The sequence below is a fragment of the Curtobacterium sp. ABR8 genome (genome assembly GCF_057812125.1).
Window position 1 is genome coordinate 2,744,292 of sequence record NZ_CM173818.1, and the last position, 16,647, is coordinate 2,760,938.

Sequence of the window (16,647 nt, forward strand, 5' to 3'; positions counted from 1 at the left end):
CTCACCGTGGCCTGTCGTTCAGGTCGCGTATCGCTACTTCCATGGAGCCACGGACCTGATGCAGGGACTGCTTCTCCAGTACGAGCACGAGGGCGCCTCACGCCCTACCTCAACTCGTCGCAAAGGTGTTCAACCGAGCGAACCTGGACGCTCGACTCCATCACAAGGCAAGGACGGTCACTCCTCAGCGAGGGCTTCGTCATCCAGGTGAGCGACAAGATCTGGGAACGGCATCTCTACAGCCGCCGCCAGCGCATACCAGCTCGCAACGGTTCCGACCGTCTCGCCGGTTGAAAGCCGCCAGACGTCGCGCCGCCCGACACCGCTCAGCTCGGCGAGGCGATCGTAGGTGAGGCCGAGTTCCGCCTTGCGCAGGACAAACGCAGCGCGCATGGCAGCGAAGTTGGGCTGCTGTGGGGGGACCGTGGCCATCGACTCAACACTGTCGACTCCTACAGAACCTCTCAACGCCGATAATGGCAACGAGGCCTTCGCGTCTCGACCGCCACTGCCGGTGACGTCCCGGGTTGCCACCGTGACCTCGTCGAGGATTACCCCGCCGAGTCTGGGCGAGAGCCAGGCATCCTGCCCGCACTCATCGGGCTCACCGGGTCTGCCGATAACGTCATTACCCTCGCTGACTTCGACGGCTCGAATGAACATGGCGTGCACTTCAGCAGCGGATTCGCCGACGGCCACGGCTTCCACTCGCTTCTCACCATCGGAGACCTCATCGAAGATGGGCGTTTCTGGCTCCCCATCGACAAAACCTTCCCGCGCGCACAAATCGCAGAAGCGCACCGCGTCAGCGAAACCGGCCGTCTTCGCGGCCGCCTCGTCGTCATCGTGGACTGATCGCACCACGAACGAGCACCCCGCGCCTCGTCCCGGAGGTGCTCGTTCGGCGATCTACCTTGATGCTTGCCTGAGCGGTCCGATGCGATCCGTGTGCGGCGAGGGCAACAGCAACCACGTTGCATGTCCGTGCCGTGGAGCACACTAGTTCACTGCGAACGCAGTACCCATCGGGAGCAGCCGAGCCGTGGAATAGAGGGATACAGAGCTGAGCAGCCCGCGATGTGAGGAGAAACCATGCGCACCGTCGTCGTCACCGGCCCCGGATCCGTCGAGATCCGCGACGAGCCCGTCCCCGAGGTCGGCCCCGCCGACGTCCTGATCGCGGTCAAGGCGTGCGGGGTCTGCGGCTCCGACGCCTTCTACGCGGCGCGGGGCGGTATCCCACCCCGGGAGGGCCACACGCCTCTCGGCCACGAGGTCGCCGGCGAGGTCACCGTCGTCGGTGCTTCGGTAGAGGGCATCGCCGTCGGCGACCACGTGGTGGTGAACCCGATGGGCGACCCACGCGGGATCATCGGCAACGGCGGCCCCACCGGGGGCCTCTCCGAGTTCCTGCTCGTCGAGCAGGCCGTGCTCGGCACCAGCGTCGCGATCGTCCCGAAGGACCTGCCCTGGCAGGTGGCCGCTCTCAACGAGCCGATGGCGGTCGCCCTGCACGCTGTGAACCGGACCGCGCCGCAGCCGGGCGCCACGGTCGTCGTATTCGGTGCCGGTCCGATCGGGCTGGGTGCCGTGATCAGCTACAAGGCGCTCGGTGTCGGGCACGTGGTCGTCGTCGACGTGATCGCGTCACGACTCGAGAAGGCCCTGCTGGTCGGTGCCGATGCGGTCGTGAACTCTGCTGAGGAGCCGCTCGACGAGCGTCTGATCGCCCTGCACGGCGCGGCACGGGACGGCGTCGGACACGGCGGGAAGTCCGGCACGGACGTCTGGCTCGACGCCGCCGGGGTGCCGGCCACCGTGCAGACGGCGCTGCGCCTGGCGAAGCACCGCGCGACGATCGGCGTCGTGGCGGTGCACAAACGGCCCGTCGAGGTCGACTTCGGGGACCTGCTGGCCGTCGAGCCGACGATCGTGACCGCGATGGGGTACCCGACCGAGATCTTCGACGTCACCAAGCACATCATCGCGAACCCCGAGGCCTACGCGCGAATCGTCAGCGACGTCTTCCCAGCGAACGGCGTGCTCGAGGCTCTCCGGGTGGCGGCGACCCCCGGTGCGGCCGACAAGGTCGTCGTCACATTCGACTGATGGCCCTGCGCAGGCAGGCGGCCGTCCGGTACGCGGTCACGGTGTGGCGGGACCGGACACGCCGCGGGCTCATGCTCGCGGTGCTGTCGGTGCCCGGCAGTCTCGTGATGGCGGGGTGGAAGGTCGTCCTGTTCTGCGCCGCTCCCTCGTTGTTCCTCGCCGCGACCGTGGTCTTCACGCTCGGCGCCGCGGCCGCGAAGGTCTGGGCCGTCCGGCGACACCGGCTGTCGTTCGCGTTCGACGCGGCGAACGGTGACCGGATGCGGTTCCGGCAGGCCGGCCACCGGTGGATCGGGGGTGCGGTGACCGCGATGTCGGTCGTGTTCGTCGGGTGCAGCGTGCCGATGCTCGCCGGGCGAGCACACCCGGTGTACCACGACAAGTGGGTGGCGATCGTCATCGCTGCCGCAACGTTTGCGGAGCTGGGGATCGGGGTCTGGGGTGCGGTGACCGCACGCAAGGACGGGGAACCACTCGTCGAGGCGACGAAGCTCGTGAACGTGGCCGCCGCGGTGGTCCTGCTCGTGCTGACCCAGTCGGCACTGCTCTCGTTCGCGGGCAGCGCCGAGGACGCTGCTGCGTCCACGGGTGCGAGCGGGGTGTTCCTCGGCGGTTTGGCCGCGGTGATCGGACTCGCGATGGCGCTGCGGCGGTGGCCGGTGGTGCCAGGGGCATCAGTACCAGCGTCAGCGTCAGTCGACCAGGCCGGCCTGGAAGGCGAACGCGACGAGTTGGGCGCGGTCTCGGGCATCGACCTTCGCCATGGCCCGGTTCACGTGGGTCTTGACCGTGAGTGGTGAGAGGAACAGCTCGGCGCTGATGGCGTCGATGCCCTGACCTCGGCTGACCATCGCGACAACGTCGCGCTCACGAGCGGTGAGGGCCTTGAACCGCCGGGTCATCTCCGGGTCGACGGAGGACGCCGGAGTGCGGGCGACCTGTCCGATGAGCGCCGCTGCGGCCGCCGTAGACAGCGCCCCTCCGCCGGCAGCCACCTCCTCGATCGCTGCGACGAGCTCTGCGGGCCCTGCGGCCTTGCTGAGGAAGCCGTTCGCTCCGGCACGCAGCGCCGCGAAGACGAGTTCGTCCTGGTCGAAAGTCGTCAGCATGACGATGCGCACCTGGTCGGCGGTGCGTTCGGCGCGGATCCGTCGAGTCGCCTCGACCCCGTCGATGCCTGGCATCCGGATGTCCATCATGATGACGTCCGCCGGGACCGACAGTGCCGTCTGCACCGCGGCGAGCCCGTCCGCAGCCTCCCCGACGACGTCGATGCCCTCCTGCCGGTCGAGGATCGCACGGAGCCCCAGGCGGATCATGTCCTGGTCGTCGACCAGGATCACTCGTGTGGTCATCGTGTTCCCTTCGCGGCCGGGAGGTGGACGCGGACGACGAACAGCACGCCGTCCGCGGCGGCCTGAACGGACCCCCCGACGGCGGCGACGCGTTCGCGCATGCCGACCAGGCCGAGCCCACCGGTCCGGCCCGCGACGGCGTCGCTCGCCGGGGTCCGCCGGCGGCGGTTGCGAACCTCGAGGACCAGGTCGTCACCGGCGTGGGCGAGGGTGACGGTTGTCCGGCCCTCGCCGTGCCGATGGGCGTTGGTTAGCGACTCCTGCAACGCCCGGTAGACCGTCACACCGATCGGCACGGAGACCGGGCCGACGTCGTCCAGTCGGGCATCGACGTCGAGGCCGATCCGTTCGTACGACGCGATCAGTCCGGGGAGCTGTTCGATGCCGGGGGCAGGCGCCGTCGGGTCGTCGAGGTCGCCGCCGCTGCCCGATGCCGAACGGAGCACCGTCAGGACGTGCTGCGTCTCCGTGAGGACGTTCCGCACACCATCCCGAGCGGCATCCAGCGCACGCCGGGCATCGTCCGCGCCCGCGGGCAAGGTGACCTCGGCGACCCCGAGCTGCATGCTGACAACCGCGATCTCGTGCCCGATGACGTCGTGCAGGTCACGTGCGATCCGGACGCGTTCCTCAGCCACCCGGCGTTCAGCTTCGAGCTCCCGCGTGGCCACGGCATCGGCGGCGCGCTGTTCCAATGAAGCCCGGTACTGGTGCTGAACCCGGAGCCCTGAGCCGATGGCCGCCGCGGCGACGACGGAGATGAGGGCGCCGAGAGCGGTCGGCACCGCACCGCCCTCCCCCGGCGCGAGGAGCGTGCCGATGACCACGCCGGGAGCGACGATCGCCGCGGCGCGGACCGGGTGCCCTTCCCGCGAGGACACCGCGAACAGCAGCAGCACCGCGCAGCTCCAGGTCACGATCGGCGACCACCCGGACAGGCCACCGAGCACCGGCGCGACCGTGGCGAGGCCGAGCGCCGTCCACGGTGTCCACGGCGCCGCGACGACGGCGAGCACGGTCGCGGCGACCGCGACGCCGGGCCCCGGGCCGGCATCGGCCGCGATCACCCGGCCCGACTCGATCGCGCACGCGAGCAGGACGACGGCGGCCGTGCCGCGGAACACCCAGCGGTCGTCCGGACGCCACGAACCCCAGATCGCTCGCAGTCGCCGCATGCACTCATCCTGTCGTGCGGGTCAGCGGTCCGGCTACTGCGAACGCAGTAGTCGGGGGTACCACCGATCGGGGACCTGCCCGCGGCCCGTCCCCGGGACGATCGACACCAGGCCGGAACGATCCGGCACCGACCGGAGGACCCACAATGACGCTGACGAACACCGCCGCTCCCGCTGCCACCACGTACGACTACTGCACGGTCGACGTCCCGCGCGGCAAGGACGCCCTGTACGCGGACACCTACCGCAACTTCGGCTGGACGCCCGACGGCTCGGACCGGACGGGCGCACTGAACCGCCGGCGCACCCTCGGCCTCCGCCGCGACCGTGCCGTCCGCTCCGTCGAACTGACCGAGCTCCAGCAGAACGCCGAGACCGCCCTGGCCACGATCGACGCCCTCGAACGCTCCCGCACGACCGCGGCGTCGGTGGTCGCGTACGCCCTCGGCGCGATCGGCAGCGTCCTGCTGGCCGCCTCGGTGTTCGCCATGCAGGACACCGTGGCGGTCCCCGACCTGCTCGGCGGGCTCGACCCGGCCACGGTGTTCCTCGTCGGGGCCGGTGGGCTGGTCAACTGGGCGATCGCTCCCGTGGCCTTCCAGCTCGTCCGCGCGGCGCGCACCAAGCGGATCCGTCCGGCCGTCGACCGCCAGTTCGACGTCGTCTACGGCGCGTGCGAGGCGGCCAGTCGCCGCCGGACCGCCTGAGCGCGGGCCGAACCCGATGACGAACACCATCGCCCGGGAAGACGCTGTCCTGCACGCGCCGGTCCCCCGCCACCTGGAGACCCGGGCGCTGTACGCGCCGACCGCGTTCGTGCCGCTCCACCGGCACACCCTGGAGCAGTTCGGCTGGACGGTGACCGTGCAGGGCGGACGGCTCGGCACGACGTCCCTGCTGCTCCAGCGGCTGCGCACCCGGCCCGACCCGGCACGACCGCTCCTCGAGCGTCGTGCCGAGCGGGCGCTGGCCCGGATCGCCGCCCTCGAGCAGCAGCCGGCCCGGTTGGCTGGTGTGGTCGCTACCGCGGGTTCCGCGGTCGCCGTGCTGGCGGTCGCGCTCGGCGGTCTGCTCGCCCTCGGCGGGGACCCGACGCTCGTGCCGGTCCTCGTCGGTGCCGGCGTGTGGATCGCCGCCGTGGCCGCAGCGCCCGGCATCCGGTCGTGGCGCACCGAGCGGAACCAAGCTCCACTCGGCCGGGAGTACGCCGCGATTGAGGCGTGCACCCACCCGACCACACGTCCATGATGAAACTGGTCCCGGCGCAGAATGAGTCCGCTGCGAACGCAGTATGCAAGGTCTTCCTTCGCACGCCATGGTGGACGGATGATGCCCCTGCTATCGGAACACACCGCCCTGCTCGTCATTGATCTCCAGACCGGCACTGCGCAGTACCAGCGCACGCACCCTGTGGAGACGATTGTCGACAACATCACTATCCTCGCCGAGGCCGTCAGGGACGCCGGTGGACGCGTGGTGATGGTCCGTCATGACCCGGCGACGACTCCTTCAGGTATGACTCAGTACGGCGGCGGTCCTCGCCCGGCCCCCGCAGAGTACGGCCGGCTACTTGTCCCGCGAGTGCCCGAAGACTGGGAAATCACGCGCGGTGGTTGGAGCGCGTTCGCGGGGACCGGCCTCGACCAGTCGCTCCGTACGGCGAAGATCACCCAGCTGGTTGTCGTCGGACAGGCGACCACGTTTGGGGTGGAATCAACCGCCAGGGCAGCGTACGACCATGGGTATCACGTCGTCCTCGTCGAAGACGCCACGAACGATCCGAACGCCGTCGCTCATGCGGAGCGATTTCGGTCCGTATTCCCGTCGCTGGGAATCACCACCTCCACCCGCATGCTGGCCGCGTCTGCACCGTCTGACCGACGCCAGAGCGACTGATTCGAGATGGTGGCGGGCACGGGACCGCTCGGCCGGGCGGCCCGGGAAGCCACCCCCGACCCACGTCGCGCAACATAGACGGCGTGCGCGACCGGCCCGATTCAGGCAGTCGTGATAGTACCGACCGGCGTGATCTCAGCGCCGTACGGCGGAATCTGCGCACCGTCGACCTCGACAGTTGATGCAGTGTGGTTGAGGACGACGTCCACTGGTCCACGTCGGAGGCGTTCAACACCCAAAGGAAGTCGATCGGGCACCGTGATGCCGCTGCTGGCGAGGACCGCGTCGATGATGGCGCCGAGGTTCTCCGGTGCGGTGGCGAAGTACCAAGCGGCGCCGGCGGAGGTGGTGCGGCGCGTCACGGCCGGCTGCCCGTCGAGGAACCCTCCGACGAACCAGCTCAGCACTTGGGCGTCGTGCACGCGGACCACCTCGCCCCATTCCGTTGCCGAGCCCGCTCCGAGACCATCGATGTCGTAGGACGGGGTCGTTCCGCCCACCGGCGCGGCGGGTGGAGCGAACTCCTCGACGTGCAGGCCGAGGACGTGCTGGAGTGTTCCGAGGTACCCGTCGAGGATCACGTGCAGGTTGTCGTCGAGGATCCCGGTCTGGTACGCGACAATGAGTTCGCCGTGTTCGACCACCGTGGCGGAACGCCGTACATCGACAGCGGAGATCGTTCGCGAGGGTCGAGCCTCAGTAAGTTGTTGGGTCCTGGCGAGATCTCACTCGCCGGCTTGTGCGCGAATTTCTTCAAGTGCCGGGTGCTCACCGATGCCGGTGATCTTCCACGGTTCGGGGATCACGCGGGTTTCCGGGGAGGTGTGCTTGCTGCTGTAGACGCGGAAGGGTGTGCCATCCATCGGTTCGATTACGACGTGCATCCCTTCGGCGGTGCCGGAGTCGAGGCGCTGACGTACTTCCTCAGCGTCTGCGATATGCATGCGTGGGTGCCAGATACACATGCCGGCGACGGGGACCTCGGTGTCGAGGATCCGGACACCGCTGTCCCCGTCGTTGCCGGCGGTGGTTGCATTGAGGATCTGAGCGCCATCGGAAAGGAGCTGTTCCATCGCTTCGTCGCGTGTGCCGTTCAGGGTGGCGTTCATTGATTTGTAGTTGTGAATGAGTGCACATCGACCCTCGAGGAGCATTCGGGTGATGCGAGTCCAGATGCGTTCGTTGAGGTCGGGCATCGCGGCGGGGAACGGCAGGCTGACGTCGGCGAGGCGTTCGATCGTGCCGAGGTCGTCCGCGTACTCGTGGAGCTCGTCATCGATGAGTGGGGATCGTGACGCATCAACTTGCGCAATGATCGGGTGCCCTTCGACCTCGAGGCGGAGTTTGTCGAGGTGCTTGAAGTGTCGCAGGAAGCGCGTGGCGCGTGCGACCGCTGCGGATGGCTGCCCAACTGCATCGAGTGTGATGTCGGTGGAGCCGTTGCGCGAGTTTCGGGGGAATCGCCAGAGCGTCGTGAGGCTGCTTTCGAACAGCACCTCGACGAAGCCACCGACGTCTCCGGCGTTGGAGTTGATTGTTCGACCGCTCAGTGCGCCGAGTAGCGCGCCGTCTCGGTCGTATGCCTCGATGCGGGCCGGTCGAGATTCAGCGGTGTCGAACATCGGCGTGAACGACAGGGCGACGTTGTGCTCGACGCCTGCGAACCATTCAGCCGGCCCGTCGAGCACCAGTGACTGCACGACATGCTCGGGAAGGTCCAGTTGCTTGCCACGTCCGTAGCCGAAGACGTCGTCGGTGAGCTTGCGAAGTTCGGCGTCGTCAGCGCCGAACGCGGTATTCATCGTGATGCGCAACGGTTCCATGACCGGGGCATCGTCCCGCTTGGTGTAAAACTCCCACACGATGCCCCCATCGCGGAAGATCGGCTTCCGGCCCCAGTACAGGCTGAACGTGTCCTGCTGCGCGAGGTAGCGGCTCAGGCCTTCCGCGGCGTCCGAGGTTTTGGTCGGCTGCACGTCTCTCCGACCGACCCGATCGAGTGCGTTGTTGACGGCGTCGCGCACCGCCCAGTCGTGCACGTCGGTGTGTTGCGTGAGCAGTTTGTTGAGTTCGACAGTTCCCATGACATGCGCCGTGGTGGAGGTGTCGTGGGCGAGGTTCGTGACGAATTTTTGCTCGGCCGCGGTGTACTGCTCGGGCACCACGAGCGTCCAATCGTCCGGCTCGTGCTGCAGCGCGCTACGCAACGACTTGCGGATTTGTTTGCGCCGGCTCTGCGCCCAGCCCGATGAGAAGCCTTCGGGGAAGTGCTTTAACTGGTAGATGTGCACGATCCGACCGCTCACGGGATCCCGAAGCTCAATGTCGATGCCGGCATCGCCACCACGGCCGTCGGGGGCGATCGATATGAATCCGCGTGCGTCTCCGTCGCGGGTGATCAGCACGTTGACGATTCGCTCGAACTCGCTGCGGTCGAGCCGAGCCCAGTCAACATGCGTAGCCATGCCCGGATAGTAGCCGCCGCGACGGACACCGATGCGGCGACTTCGTTCGCGCCGTTCGGCAGTGGATCAGCTACCGCACGCCTCGGCGCCGGATCCGGCGCCCGCGGAACTGTGAGCGGCGTCGCTCTGTGTCGTGCGTTTGGCCGGCGCACTGCGTGGCGGGGCGGCAATGTGCGGAACCGGCAGACGCTGGGGCGCAGCCGGTTCCGGCGTGCCCCAGCGTCGTGGATTGCGGGCGGATCAGCGTCCGGGGAGGGTGGTGAGTGACTGCGAACGCTGCTCGAGCATTGCGGCGTAGTTGCCGTCGCGCTCGGCCCATCGCAGTGCCTGTGCACGCTCGACGACGATCTCGTTCGGGGTCGGGGTCTGGGTCAGCAGGCCGAGGACCTCGTCGAGGAACGCATCCAGCGGCAACGCGTTCGGGTTCACCTTCTCCTGCCCCGCGGTGGCGACCGCCGGCGGCACCAGCTCCTGACCGCACTCGAGATCCCGGCGTTCATCGAAGGCCGCTACTTCGACGTCCTCGCATCGAACGAGATCGCGAGAATCTTCTCTCCCCGTCTGGCACCGGGCCAGAACCGGCTCCGGTCGCTACTGCTCGATGCCGAAGAGCGCGAGTTCCAGGACGACTGGGAGAACGCGGTCGTCGACGCGATCGCGTCGTTCCGGCACCTGATCGGCGATGACATCACCGACACCCGTGCGGTGGAGATCGTTGGGGAACTCTCGATGGCCAGTGCCCGGTTCCGATCAATCTGGGCACGCCAGGACGTACGGCAACTCGCCGGGAACTCCGCCGTCATCCATCACCCGACCGTGGGAACGATGCAGATGCACCGGGAGAAGTTCCCCGTTGGCGGGCTGCTGCTGGTCGTCTACTACCCGGACGCGGACAGCGACAGCGCCGACAAGATCCGCCTCCTCGCGTCCCTCCCCGCCGACCGCAGCAGCGAACCCGCGCGCTGAAACCGCTTGACCACGGTCCCGGCTGCTACCGGAACGCCGACTCCCGCGGCGTCTCGGTCTGTCCGCAACCCCCGCTGTGCGCGCGAGCCGCGCGCTTCGGGGCACGCGGAGTTACGCTTCCGGTCAATAGCGCTGGCGTCATCGCCGCAGGCTCTCACGCCGTGAACGCCTGCGGGCGTCTCATGGGTACGGGGCTGCGTTGACGGACTGGACAGGACTGGTGACAGAACATGACAACGACGCATGTGATCAAGCCCCTCACGCCGGAGACCTTTCCCGCGTGGAAGGCCCTCGCCGCGAAGCACAACGGGGTCTGGGGTGGGTGCTACTGCTCCTACTTCCACGGCGACACCGATGCCACGGTCAAGAGCGAGCACGACCGGGTCACCTTCAAGGAGCGGCTCGTCGGCGAAGGGGTCGCGCACGCCGCGCTGGTATTCGACGGCGACGACGCGATCGCGTGGTGCCAGTTCGGCAGCCCGGCGGAGCTGCCGAACATCTACCACCGCAAGCAGTACGACGCCGGCGAACCCGCGCCACCGCCGTGGCGGATCACCTGCTTCTTCGTCGACCGTGACCACCGCCGGTCCGGTGTCGCCCGCGAAGCGCTGGACGGTGCACTCGCACTGATCGCCGAGGCCGGCGGCGGTGAGGTCGTCTCGTTCCCGAACGAGCTCACGCCCGGCAAACGCACGTCGTCGTCGTTCCTGCACAACGGCACCAGGGCCATGTTCGAGCAGGCCGGGTTCACGTTCGAGCGCCACATCGGCAAGAGCAAGACTGTGATGCGGAAGACCATCTGGCCGGTCGCCCCTTAATCCCCTAGGACGGCGGCGCCCGGTTACCTATTGCAGGTTCGTGTGTCGAAGCTGCATGTCGTCGTATGCAGCTGCCCGGTCGTCGGCGCGAAGGTCGAGCACCACCGCGTCAAGCAGGGCCAGCGCCGCTTGTTCGAACGCGCTCCCGGCGAATTGCGCCGACTCACCGGTCCCGAGGATGACGGCGACATCCGCAATCGTCGCAAGCGCGCTTGCTGCGTCCTTTGTGATGACTGTGACCGAGGCACCTTCCCGGTGGGCTATCCGCGCGAACTCAACACTGACCGGAGTTGCTCCAGAGCCCGACACGACGACGAGCACATCGCCCGCGCGGACTGGCGGTGACGTTGCCTCACCGACGAAGTGTGCTCGCAGGCCGAGGTGCATGAACCGCATAGCGGCCATCTGTGCGACGAGCCCGCTGCGCCCTTGGCCGCTGACAAGCACGTTCGCGGAAGCGTTCCGAAGCATCTCGACGAGCGGCTCCCACTGTTCGCGGGATATTGCGGCGAGGCGGGTAGTGAGTTCCTCGGCGACCGTTTGGAGAGCGGCAACGGACCGTTCGTCCCATTGCGCTTCCGGAGCCGGCGTCGCAGGCTGGCGTCCGCTTTGGGGCATCCCCGAGTCGGGCATGTCGTGTCTGCTCTTTCGTTTCACGCGTGGGACGAACAGGTGTTCATCCCACGCTAAGTGCAACTTGTGAGGCGTGCTGCGACTTCAGTTCACCGTGACGAGCACCTTGACCTGTTCGGGGTCGTCGGAGGTGTGGAAGGCTTCGCTTGCCTGCTCGAGCGGGAAAGTGGATGTCACGATCTCGTCGATGGGGAACGGCTTCCTTCGCAGGAGGGCGATAGCGTGTTCAACGTCTTCCCGGACGTACATGAGGTTTCCGGTGATGCTCAGTTCGCGGTCCTGAACTAGGTCAAGGTCGATGGTGGTCGGCCCGGCGGGCACGCCGATGGTCATGAGCGCACCGCCCTTGTCGAGGACTTCGATGGCCAAGTGCACGGTGGATTCGCGGGAGACGCAGTCGAAAACGACGTGCGCGCGGCCCTGCAGCTCGTCGACGGCGCGCCCGGCGGCGTCGTCGGCGGTTGGGTCGAACGAGCCGTGGGCTCCGAGTCGTTCAGCTCTGGAACGTTTGCTGTCCAGCAGGTCGGCAACGACGACGCGTTCCGCGCCAGCTTCGAGCGCAGCGATGGTGACGAACAGCCCGATCGGGCCAGCGCCGATGACGACGACGCGTTTGCCGGTGAGGTCGCCTGCGCGGCGGACGGCGTGTACCGGGGTGGCGAGCGGTTCGATGAGCGCAGCCCAGGTGTCGTCGAGGTCGTCCGGGAGCGGGATGACGCGATCCTCGGCGATGGTGAATCGGTCGGTGAGTCCGCCGGGTGTCTGGCAGCCGAAGACGTCGAGTTTGGCGCAGATGTTGTATCGGCCCGCTTTGCACTGGTCGCAGACTCCGCAGGCGAGGTTCGGTTCGATGACGACTCGACGGCCGACGATGTGGTCGTCAACGCCGGCTCCGACCCGTTCTGCGACTCCGACGACTTCATGGCCGGGCCAGAACGGCAGCGACATGAACGGGTGCCGTCCGTGAGCGGCGTGAATGTCGGAGCCGCAGATGCCGACGATGGTGCTGCGGACGAGGATCTCGCCAGCGGCAGGTTCGGGCGCGGGTACGGTTTCGACGGCGATGTCGTCGAACGAGCGGACGACGATACGGCGGATGTCAGTCATGGTGTTTCCTTCCCGGCCGTTAAACGGCGGTGTACCCACCGTCAGCGACCAGCACTGATCCGGTGATGAACGATGCGGCATCGCTGGCGAGGAACACGACGCTCGGCGCGATCTCCTCGGGCAGCGCGAACCGCTGCTGCGGTGCGTCTTCGATCCAGTACCGCTTGAAGTCTTCGCGGTCGACCGGGGCCATCTCGGTCTTTACGTACCCGGGTGCGACGGCGTTCACGCGGATCCCGTACTTCGCCCACTCGACCGCGAGCGACTTCGTCAGGTGGTGCACGGCCGCCTTCGACGCGTTGTACGCCGGCTGCCACTGCGGCCGGTTCACGATGAGGCCCGACATGCTGCCGATGTTCACGATCGAGCCCGAACCGGCATCACGCATGTGCGCGCCGACTGCCGTCGTCGCCTTCCACAGTGCGCGGACGTTGAGGTTGAAGACGTCGTTCCATTCGTCGTCGGTGACCGCGAACGCCTCGTTGTGGTAGCAGGTGCCAGCATTGTTGACGAGGACATCGATGGTGCCGAGCGCGGTGACGGCTTCTTCGGTCATGCGGGTGACCTGCGCGTCGTCGGTGATGTCGGCGGTGATGGTCACGAACTCATGCCCCGCCGCCGCAGCCTCTGCAGCGACCTGCTCGTTGCGTGCCGCGGAGCGACCAACGATCGCGACCCGGGCGCCAGCTTCGGCGAGACCAAACGCGAACGCTTTGCCTAGGCCCTGGTTACCGCCGGTGACGATAGCGGTGCGGCCCTGGAGGCTGAAGGGGGAAGTCATGTGGTGCCTTTCGTGGACGGTCCGTGCAGTGTGCCGCGGAACCTCAGGGGTTGGAGGATGGTTACTTGGTCGGGTAGACGATGGACTTGAGGCTGTCCGGGTCGAGATCGCTTTCCAGCGCTTCCGCGACGTGGTCGAGGTCGAAACGACCGGTGACGAGCGAATCAAGATCGATCTGCCCCGTCGCGACGAGATGGATGCCGGCCGGCCATGTGTCCGTATACCGGAAGATGCCGGTGACGATGATTTCTAGGTTCTGGATGTGTTCCACGGGAAGCGTCATCTCGGGGTTGCCGAGGCCGACGAGCACCGCACGACCGGCCGGTCCGACCGCTTTGATGCCGGCGAAGACTGCCCGGGGCGCGCCGCTGGCATCGATGAAGGCGTCGACGGACAGGCCAGCGGTCGCAACATCGGTTGCTGCCGGATCGATGACGCTCGTTGCCCCGTAGGTGAGCGCTCGTTCGCGGCGTTCCGGGACGAGGTCGCTGACGATAATTTCAGCGGCGCCGAACGCGCGTGCCGTCTGGGCGCAGATGATGCCGATGGGGCCTGCGCCTGCGATGAGGACGCGAGATCCGGGGACGATGCCCGCCTTCCGCATTGTGGTGATGGCAACGGAAAGCGGTTCGAGGAGCGCGGCGGCCTCGTCGGAAATCGTGTCCGGGACGGGGTGGGCGAACTCAGCCTGGATAGTGACGTAGCCGGTGAACGCGCCGTCGATCGGCGGTGTTGCGTAGAACTCCATGTTGGGGCAGAGGTTGTAGCGGCCAGCGAGGCACTGCCGGCAACGGTGGCACGGACGTTGCGGTTCGATCGCCACCCGTTCGCCCACTCGGGCGCTGTCAATGCTTCCGCCGACAGCCACGATCCGTCCGGAGAGTTCGTGGCCAAGGACGAGCGGGCCGTCGACGACGAAGTCACCGATTCGGCCGTGACGGTAGTAGTGAACGTCGGAGCCACAGACACCGACTGCTGCGACCTGGATGAGGACTTCGTCGTCCGCTGGCTGGGGGACGGGGCGGTCCTCGATGGTGAGTTCCTTCGCTCCGGTGAGGACGCTTGTCCGGGAGTGTGCAGGCAAGGTGGTGCTCATGGGACGGACTCCAGTTCTGGTTGTGTGGGGTGTGCTGTCGATGGTGCTGCTTAGGAGCGCTCGACCGGAAACGACCACGGTGGCACCGGCACTGACGCAGCGTTGTGCGAGCTCGGATGTGATCCCGCCATCGGCACCGACCGGCAAGCTTTGCGCAAGCTCCTTGATTACCTGGAGCCGGTCTCCGGCGGCACGATCGACGGTACCGGGGCGAATGAACATCACCAGAACGCCGTCCACGTGATCAGGAACAGTGGTCTGGTCGGATCCGGGAACGATTTCCGCCCAGATCTCTGCCCCGGATTCGCGGACCGCCTGCCAAGCAAGGGGTTCGATATCGAGAAGAGCAGGGCTTGCGGAGACCCGCTCAACTCCGATGCTCGTAGCTGCCTTCAGCGTTGACTGCAGTGCCCGGTGAACGCGGATGGTGTTGCTCGACCGTTCGGGATGCCCGTCGGAGCGCTCGAGGATGATGAGGTGCACGTCGACACGCGCGTCGGGTGCGGCGCCACGAACAGCGACGAGGTCTTCGAGCGTGACCCCGACGTGATCGCCGTCCGGGTCGACGATGACGTCAAGGTGGATGGCAACTCCGGCGTCGTCGAGGAGTTGTGCTGCACGGATGCGCAACGACGGATTGACGGCGTAGAGGCTACCGGCGAGGGCGTTCGGCACGTTCACATACCACGGGGCGAGGCTGACCGTGTCGGTCGGCACCGACGCGATCTGACTATCGGCCGTCATCCTCGGTCCAATGCGGTGAGGGCCGCGAGAGCTGCGTAGTCGCGTTCCGGGTCTCGTTCCACCTGACGAGCCTCCGCCGCTATGCGCGTTCTCGGCGTCCAGATGGTCCGGACGTCGGCGACCGAGGCGGACGCAGCGACGGCTGCTGCTTGCACCGCGGCGCCACGGGCTGTGGCCTCATTCACGTCTGCAGTGCGAACAGGTCGTTGCAGGGCGTCGGCGAGCAGCTGCGTGTATGCCGCGGATCGGGCGCCGCCGCCGACTGCGAGGATCACTCCGTCCGACGCCACCTGCATGCGTTCCAGCTGGCGTTGGCCGTGGACAAGGCCCAGGATCACCCCTTCGAAAGCGGACCTAGCCACTTCTTCGCGTGTCGTTGATGTGGTGATTCCGGTGATCGTTCCGGTGGCCGCAGGGCGATCGGGCGTTCGCTCACCGTCGAGGAACGCCGCCATCACCGGACCGGACCTGTCGACCGGTGCAGCGAGCGCAAGCCTGGCAAGTTCGTTGTGGTCTGCTCCCAGGATCCGCGCGAAGGTGTCGGTGACCTTCGCAGCATTGAGAGTGGAGCACAGGGGCATGAAGCCATCGGTCATGTCGGCAACCCCATCGACAGCGCCGTCGTAATCGCGCACAGGTGTGCGGCTGAGCGCCGACACGACCCCGGATGTGCCGAACGAGTACACGACATCGCCGGCGGTGATGCCAAGTCCCAGTGCTGCAGCGTGCTGATCGCCGCCGCCAGCGCCGACCAGAACGTCGCCACGAAGTCCGAGTTCGTCGAGTGCTTCCGATCGCACGGTCCCCGCGCTGTCGTTCGGGCCGAGCACAGCTGGGAGTTGCCGTGACCAATCGCGTGAGTCGTCGATCGCGTCTAGGAACTCCGGAATGTACGCGTTCTTGCCGGCATCGAAGTACCCAGTGCCAGACGCCTCCGAGCGATCCGTCACCTTGTTGCCGGTGAGGCGGAATGTCAGGTAGTCGTGTGGCAGGAGAAACATACGGGCGTCAGCGAAGGTCGCAGGTTCGTGTTGCGCAACCCACGCGAGCTTGCTGATCGTGAACGCGGCAGTCGGAAGTGTCCCGACGGCCTCCACAATCCGCCGATCACCGAGTGTGGCGCGCAGCTGGAGTAGTTCCGGAGTCGATGTGGTGTCGTTCCAGAGCTTCGCGGGGCGCATAACCCTGTCAGATCCGTCGAGGACGACCAGGCCGTGGCATTGCGCAGCAACGGAGATCGCTCGGATGGCGTTCGCGGGTGCACCGCTTCGCTCCATCGCTTGCCGGAACGCGGCGATGAACGCTGACCACCACGTGGCTGGATCCTGTTCACTGACGGGAGGGGCGACTGGAGGATGCGGGGCGGAGCCGCTACTGACCAAGGCACCGGTTTCGGCGTCACGGAGTTCGACTTTGCATGACTGCGTTGATGAGTCAACGCCGGCGACAAGCGCTGCGGTCATCGGTCGGCTCCGTTCGAGGTGGTGGACAAGCGAGTCTGC

18 protein-coding genes are annotated in these 16,647 nt (G+C 67.2%); 7 read left to right on the plus strand and 11 right to left on the minus strand.

The window, feature by feature from the left end:
• Positions 1-177 precede the first annotated feature (177 nt).
• A complete protein-coding gene (locus ACXKZB_RS12990; RefSeq protein ID WP_488823384.1) occupies positions 178-864 on the minus strand; it encodes a hypothetical protein in 687 nt (228 codons plus the stop codon).
• 228 nt (positions 865-1,092) lie between these two features.
• Here ACXKZB_RS12990 and ACXKZB_RS12995 point away from each other — a divergent pair, with 228 nt between their 5' ends.
• Together ACXKZB_RS12995 and ACXKZB_RS13000 are read left to right on the plus strand one after the other, a co-directional pair.
• Positions 1,093-2,109: a zinc-dependent alcohol dehydrogenase gene (locus ACXKZB_RS12995; RefSeq protein ID WP_488823385.1), complete on the plus strand. Its 1,017-nt coding sequence runs from the start codon at positions 1,093-1,095 to the stop codon at positions 2,107-2,109.
• A complete protein-coding gene (locus tag ACXKZB_RS13000) occupies positions 2,109-2,909 on the plus strand; it encodes a hypothetical protein (RefSeq protein ID WP_488823386.1) in 801 nt (266 codons plus the stop codon). The genes ACXKZB_RS12995 and ACXKZB_RS13000 overlap by 1 nt, the downstream gene beginning before the upstream one ends.
• Here the strand turns inward: ACXKZB_RS13000 and ACXKZB_RS13005 are convergent.
• Both ACXKZB_RS13005 and ACXKZB_RS13010 read right to left on the minus strand, forming a co-directional pair.
• The gene (locus ACXKZB_RS13005; RefSeq protein WP_488823387.1) at positions 2,802-3,464 is read right to left on the minus strand and encodes a response regulator; all 663 of its coding nucleotides are present in this window, start codon (positions 3,462-3,464) and stop codon (positions 2,802-2,804) included. The genes ACXKZB_RS13000 and ACXKZB_RS13005 overlap by 108 nt on opposite strands.
• Complete coding sequence (locus ACXKZB_RS13010; protein ID WP_488823388.1) at positions 3,461-4,639, minus strand: sensor histidine kinase; 1,179 nt, start codon at positions 4,637-4,639, stop codon at positions 3,461-3,463. Before ACXKZB_RS13010 ends, ACXKZB_RS13005 begins: the two co-directional genes overlap by 4 nt.
• Before the next feature lie 146 nt (positions 4,640-4,785).
• On the opposite strand from ACXKZB_RS13010, the gene ACXKZB_RS13015 reads away from it, so the two are divergent.
• The 3 genes from ACXKZB_RS13015 (at position 4,786) to ACXKZB_RS13025 (ending at position 6,535) form a co-directional block, all read left to right on the plus strand.
• Positions 4,786-5,346, plus strand: coding sequence for a hypothetical protein (locus ACXKZB_RS13015; protein ID WP_488823389.1), 561 nt, complete (start codon positions 4,786-4,788; stop codon positions 5,344-5,346).
• 16 nt (positions 5,347-5,362) lie between these two features.
• Positions 5,363-5,887: a hypothetical protein gene (locus ACXKZB_RS13020; RefSeq protein WP_488823390.1), complete on the plus strand. Its 525-nt coding sequence runs from the start codon at positions 5,363-5,365 to the stop codon at positions 5,885-5,887.
• A 78-nt stretch (positions 5,888-5,965) separates the two neighbouring features.
• Positions 5,966-6,535: a cysteine hydrolase family protein gene (locus ACXKZB_RS13025; RefSeq protein ID WP_488823391.1), complete on the plus strand. Its 570-nt coding sequence runs from the start codon at positions 5,966-5,968 to the stop codon at positions 6,533-6,535.
• A gap of 101 nt (positions 6,536-6,636) precedes the next feature.
• Here the strand turns inward: ACXKZB_RS13025 and ACXKZB_RS13030 are convergent, their stop codons facing one another.
• From ACXKZB_RS13030 to ACXKZB_RS13040, 3 genes are all read right to left on the minus strand, one after another.
• Complete coding sequence (locus ACXKZB_RS13030) at positions 6,637-7,179, minus strand: beta-galactosidase trimerization domain-containing protein (protein ID WP_488823392.1); 543 nt, start codon at positions 7,177-7,179, stop codon at positions 6,637-6,639.
• An 81-nt stretch (positions 7,180-7,260) separates the two neighbouring features.
• Entirely contained in the window at positions 7,261-9,000 is a 1,740-nt protein-coding gene (locus tag ACXKZB_RS13035; protein WP_488823393.1) for a hypothetical protein, read from the minus strand.
• Between the two features lie 240 nt (positions 9,001-9,240).
• A complete protein-coding gene (locus tag ACXKZB_RS13040; RefSeq protein WP_488823394.1) occupies positions 9,241-9,465 on the minus strand; it encodes a hypothetical protein in 225 nt (74 codons plus the stop codon).
• Between the two features lie 33 nt (positions 9,466-9,498).
• Here ACXKZB_RS13040 and ACXKZB_RS13045 point away from each other — a divergent pair, with 33 nt between their 5' ends.
• Both ACXKZB_RS13045 and ACXKZB_RS13050 read left to right on the plus strand, forming a co-directional pair.
• The gene (locus ACXKZB_RS13045; RefSeq protein WP_488825895.1) at positions 9,499-9,966 is read left to right on the plus strand and encodes an MmyB family transcriptional regulator; all 468 of its coding nucleotides are present in this window, start codon (positions 9,499-9,501) and stop codon (positions 9,964-9,966) included.
• A 230-nt stretch (positions 9,967-10,196) separates the two neighbouring features.
• Positions 10,197-10,784 (plus strand): GNAT family N-acetyltransferase, encoded by a 588-nt coding sequence (locus tag ACXKZB_RS13050; RefSeq protein WP_488823395.1) that lies wholly within the window; start codon positions 10,197-10,199, stop codon positions 10,782-10,784.
• A 27-nt stretch (positions 10,785-10,811) separates the two neighbouring features.
• Here the strand turns inward: ACXKZB_RS13050 and ACXKZB_RS13055 are convergent, their stop codons facing one another.
• From ACXKZB_RS13055 to xylB, 5 genes are all read right to left on the minus strand, one after another.
• Complete coding sequence (locus ACXKZB_RS13055; RefSeq protein ID WP_488823396.1) at positions 10,812-11,417, minus strand: SIS domain-containing protein; 606 nt, start codon at positions 11,415-11,417, stop codon at positions 10,812-10,814.
• Between the two features lie 84 nt (positions 11,418-11,501).
• Positions 11,502-12,524 carry a zinc-dependent alcohol dehydrogenase gene (locus ACXKZB_RS13060; protein ID WP_488823397.1) on the minus strand — a complete coding sequence of 341 codons (1,023 nt, stop codon included), beginning with the start codon at positions 12,522-12,524 and terminating at the stop codon, positions 11,502-11,504.
• A 19-nt stretch (positions 12,525-12,543) separates the two neighbouring features.
• Positions 12,544-13,305 (minus strand): SDR family NAD(P)-dependent oxidoreductase, encoded by a 762-nt coding sequence (locus tag ACXKZB_RS13065; protein WP_488823398.1) that lies wholly within the window; start codon positions 13,303-13,305, stop codon positions 12,544-12,546.
• A 61-nt stretch (positions 13,306-13,366) separates the two neighbouring features.
• Complete coding sequence (locus tag ACXKZB_RS13070) at positions 13,367-14,401, minus strand: NAD(P)-dependent alcohol dehydrogenase (protein WP_488825897.1); 1,035 nt, start codon at positions 14,399-14,401, stop codon at positions 13,367-13,369.
• A 740-nt stretch (positions 14,402-15,141) separates the two neighbouring features.
• On the minus strand, positions 15,142-16,608 hold the full coding sequence (gene xylB / locus ACXKZB_RS13075) for a xylulokinase (protein ID WP_488823399.1): 1,467 nt from the start codon (positions 16,606-16,608) through the stop codon (positions 15,142-15,144).
• Between the last annotated feature and the right edge of the window lie 39 nt (positions 16,609-16,647).

Excerpts from the sequence above, each read along its gene's own strand:
- ACXKZB_RS13000 (WP_488823386.1), top strand. The coding sequence starts at position 2,109 with ATGGCCCTGCGCAGGCAGGCGGCCGTCCGGTACGCGGTCACGGTGTGG.
- ACXKZB_RS13035 (WP_488823393.1), bottom strand. The coding sequence starts at position 9,000 with ATGGCTACGCATGTTGACTGGGCTCGGCTCGACCGCAGCGAGTTCGAG.
- ACXKZB_RS13055 (WP_488823396.1), bottom strand. The coding sequence starts at position 11,417 with ATGCCCGACTCGGGGATGCCCCAAAGCGGACGCCAGCCTGCGACGCCG.
- xylB (WP_488823399.1), bottom strand. The coding sequence starts at position 16,608 with ATGACCGCAGCGCTTGTCGCCGGCGTTGACTCATCAACGCAGTCATGC.
- ACXKZB_RS13070 (WP_488825897.1), bottom strand. The coding sequence starts at position 14,401 with ATGAGCACCACCTTGCCTGCACACTCCCGGACAAGCGTCCTCACCGGA.
- ACXKZB_RS13020 (WP_488823390.1), top strand. The coding sequence starts at position 5,363 with ATGACGAACACCATCGCCCGGGAAGACGCTGTCCTGCACGCGCCGGTC.
- ACXKZB_RS13005 (WP_488823387.1), bottom strand. The coding sequence starts at position 3,464 with ATGACCACACGAGTGATCCTGGTCGACGACCAGGACATGATCCGCCTG.
- ACXKZB_RS13065 (WP_488823398.1), bottom strand. The coding sequence starts at position 13,305 with ATGACTTCCCCCTTCAGCCTCCAGGGCCGCACCGCTATCGTCACCGGC.
- ACXKZB_RS13025 (WP_488823391.1), top strand. The coding sequence starts at position 5,966 with ATGATGCCCCTGCTATCGGAACACACCGCCCTGCTCGTCATTGATCTC.
- ACXKZB_RS12995 (WP_488823385.1), top strand. The coding sequence starts at position 1,093 with ATGCGCACCGTCGTCGTCACCGGCCCCGGATCCGTCGAGATCCGCGAC.
- ACXKZB_RS13060 (WP_488823397.1), bottom strand. The coding sequence starts at position 12,524 with ATGACTGACATCCGCCGTATCGTCGTCCGCTCGTTCGACGACATCGCC.
- ACXKZB_RS13010 (WP_488823388.1), bottom strand. The coding sequence starts at position 4,639 with ATGCGGCGACTGCGAGCGATCTGGGGTTCGTGGCGTCCGGACGACCGC.
- ACXKZB_RS13050 (WP_488823395.1), top strand. The coding sequence starts at position 10,197 with ATGACAACGACGCATGTGATCAAGCCCCTCACGCCGGAGACCTTTCCC.
- ACXKZB_RS13015 (WP_488823389.1), top strand. The coding sequence starts at position 4,786 with ATGACGCTGACGAACACCGCCGCTCCCGCTGCCACCACGTACGACTAC.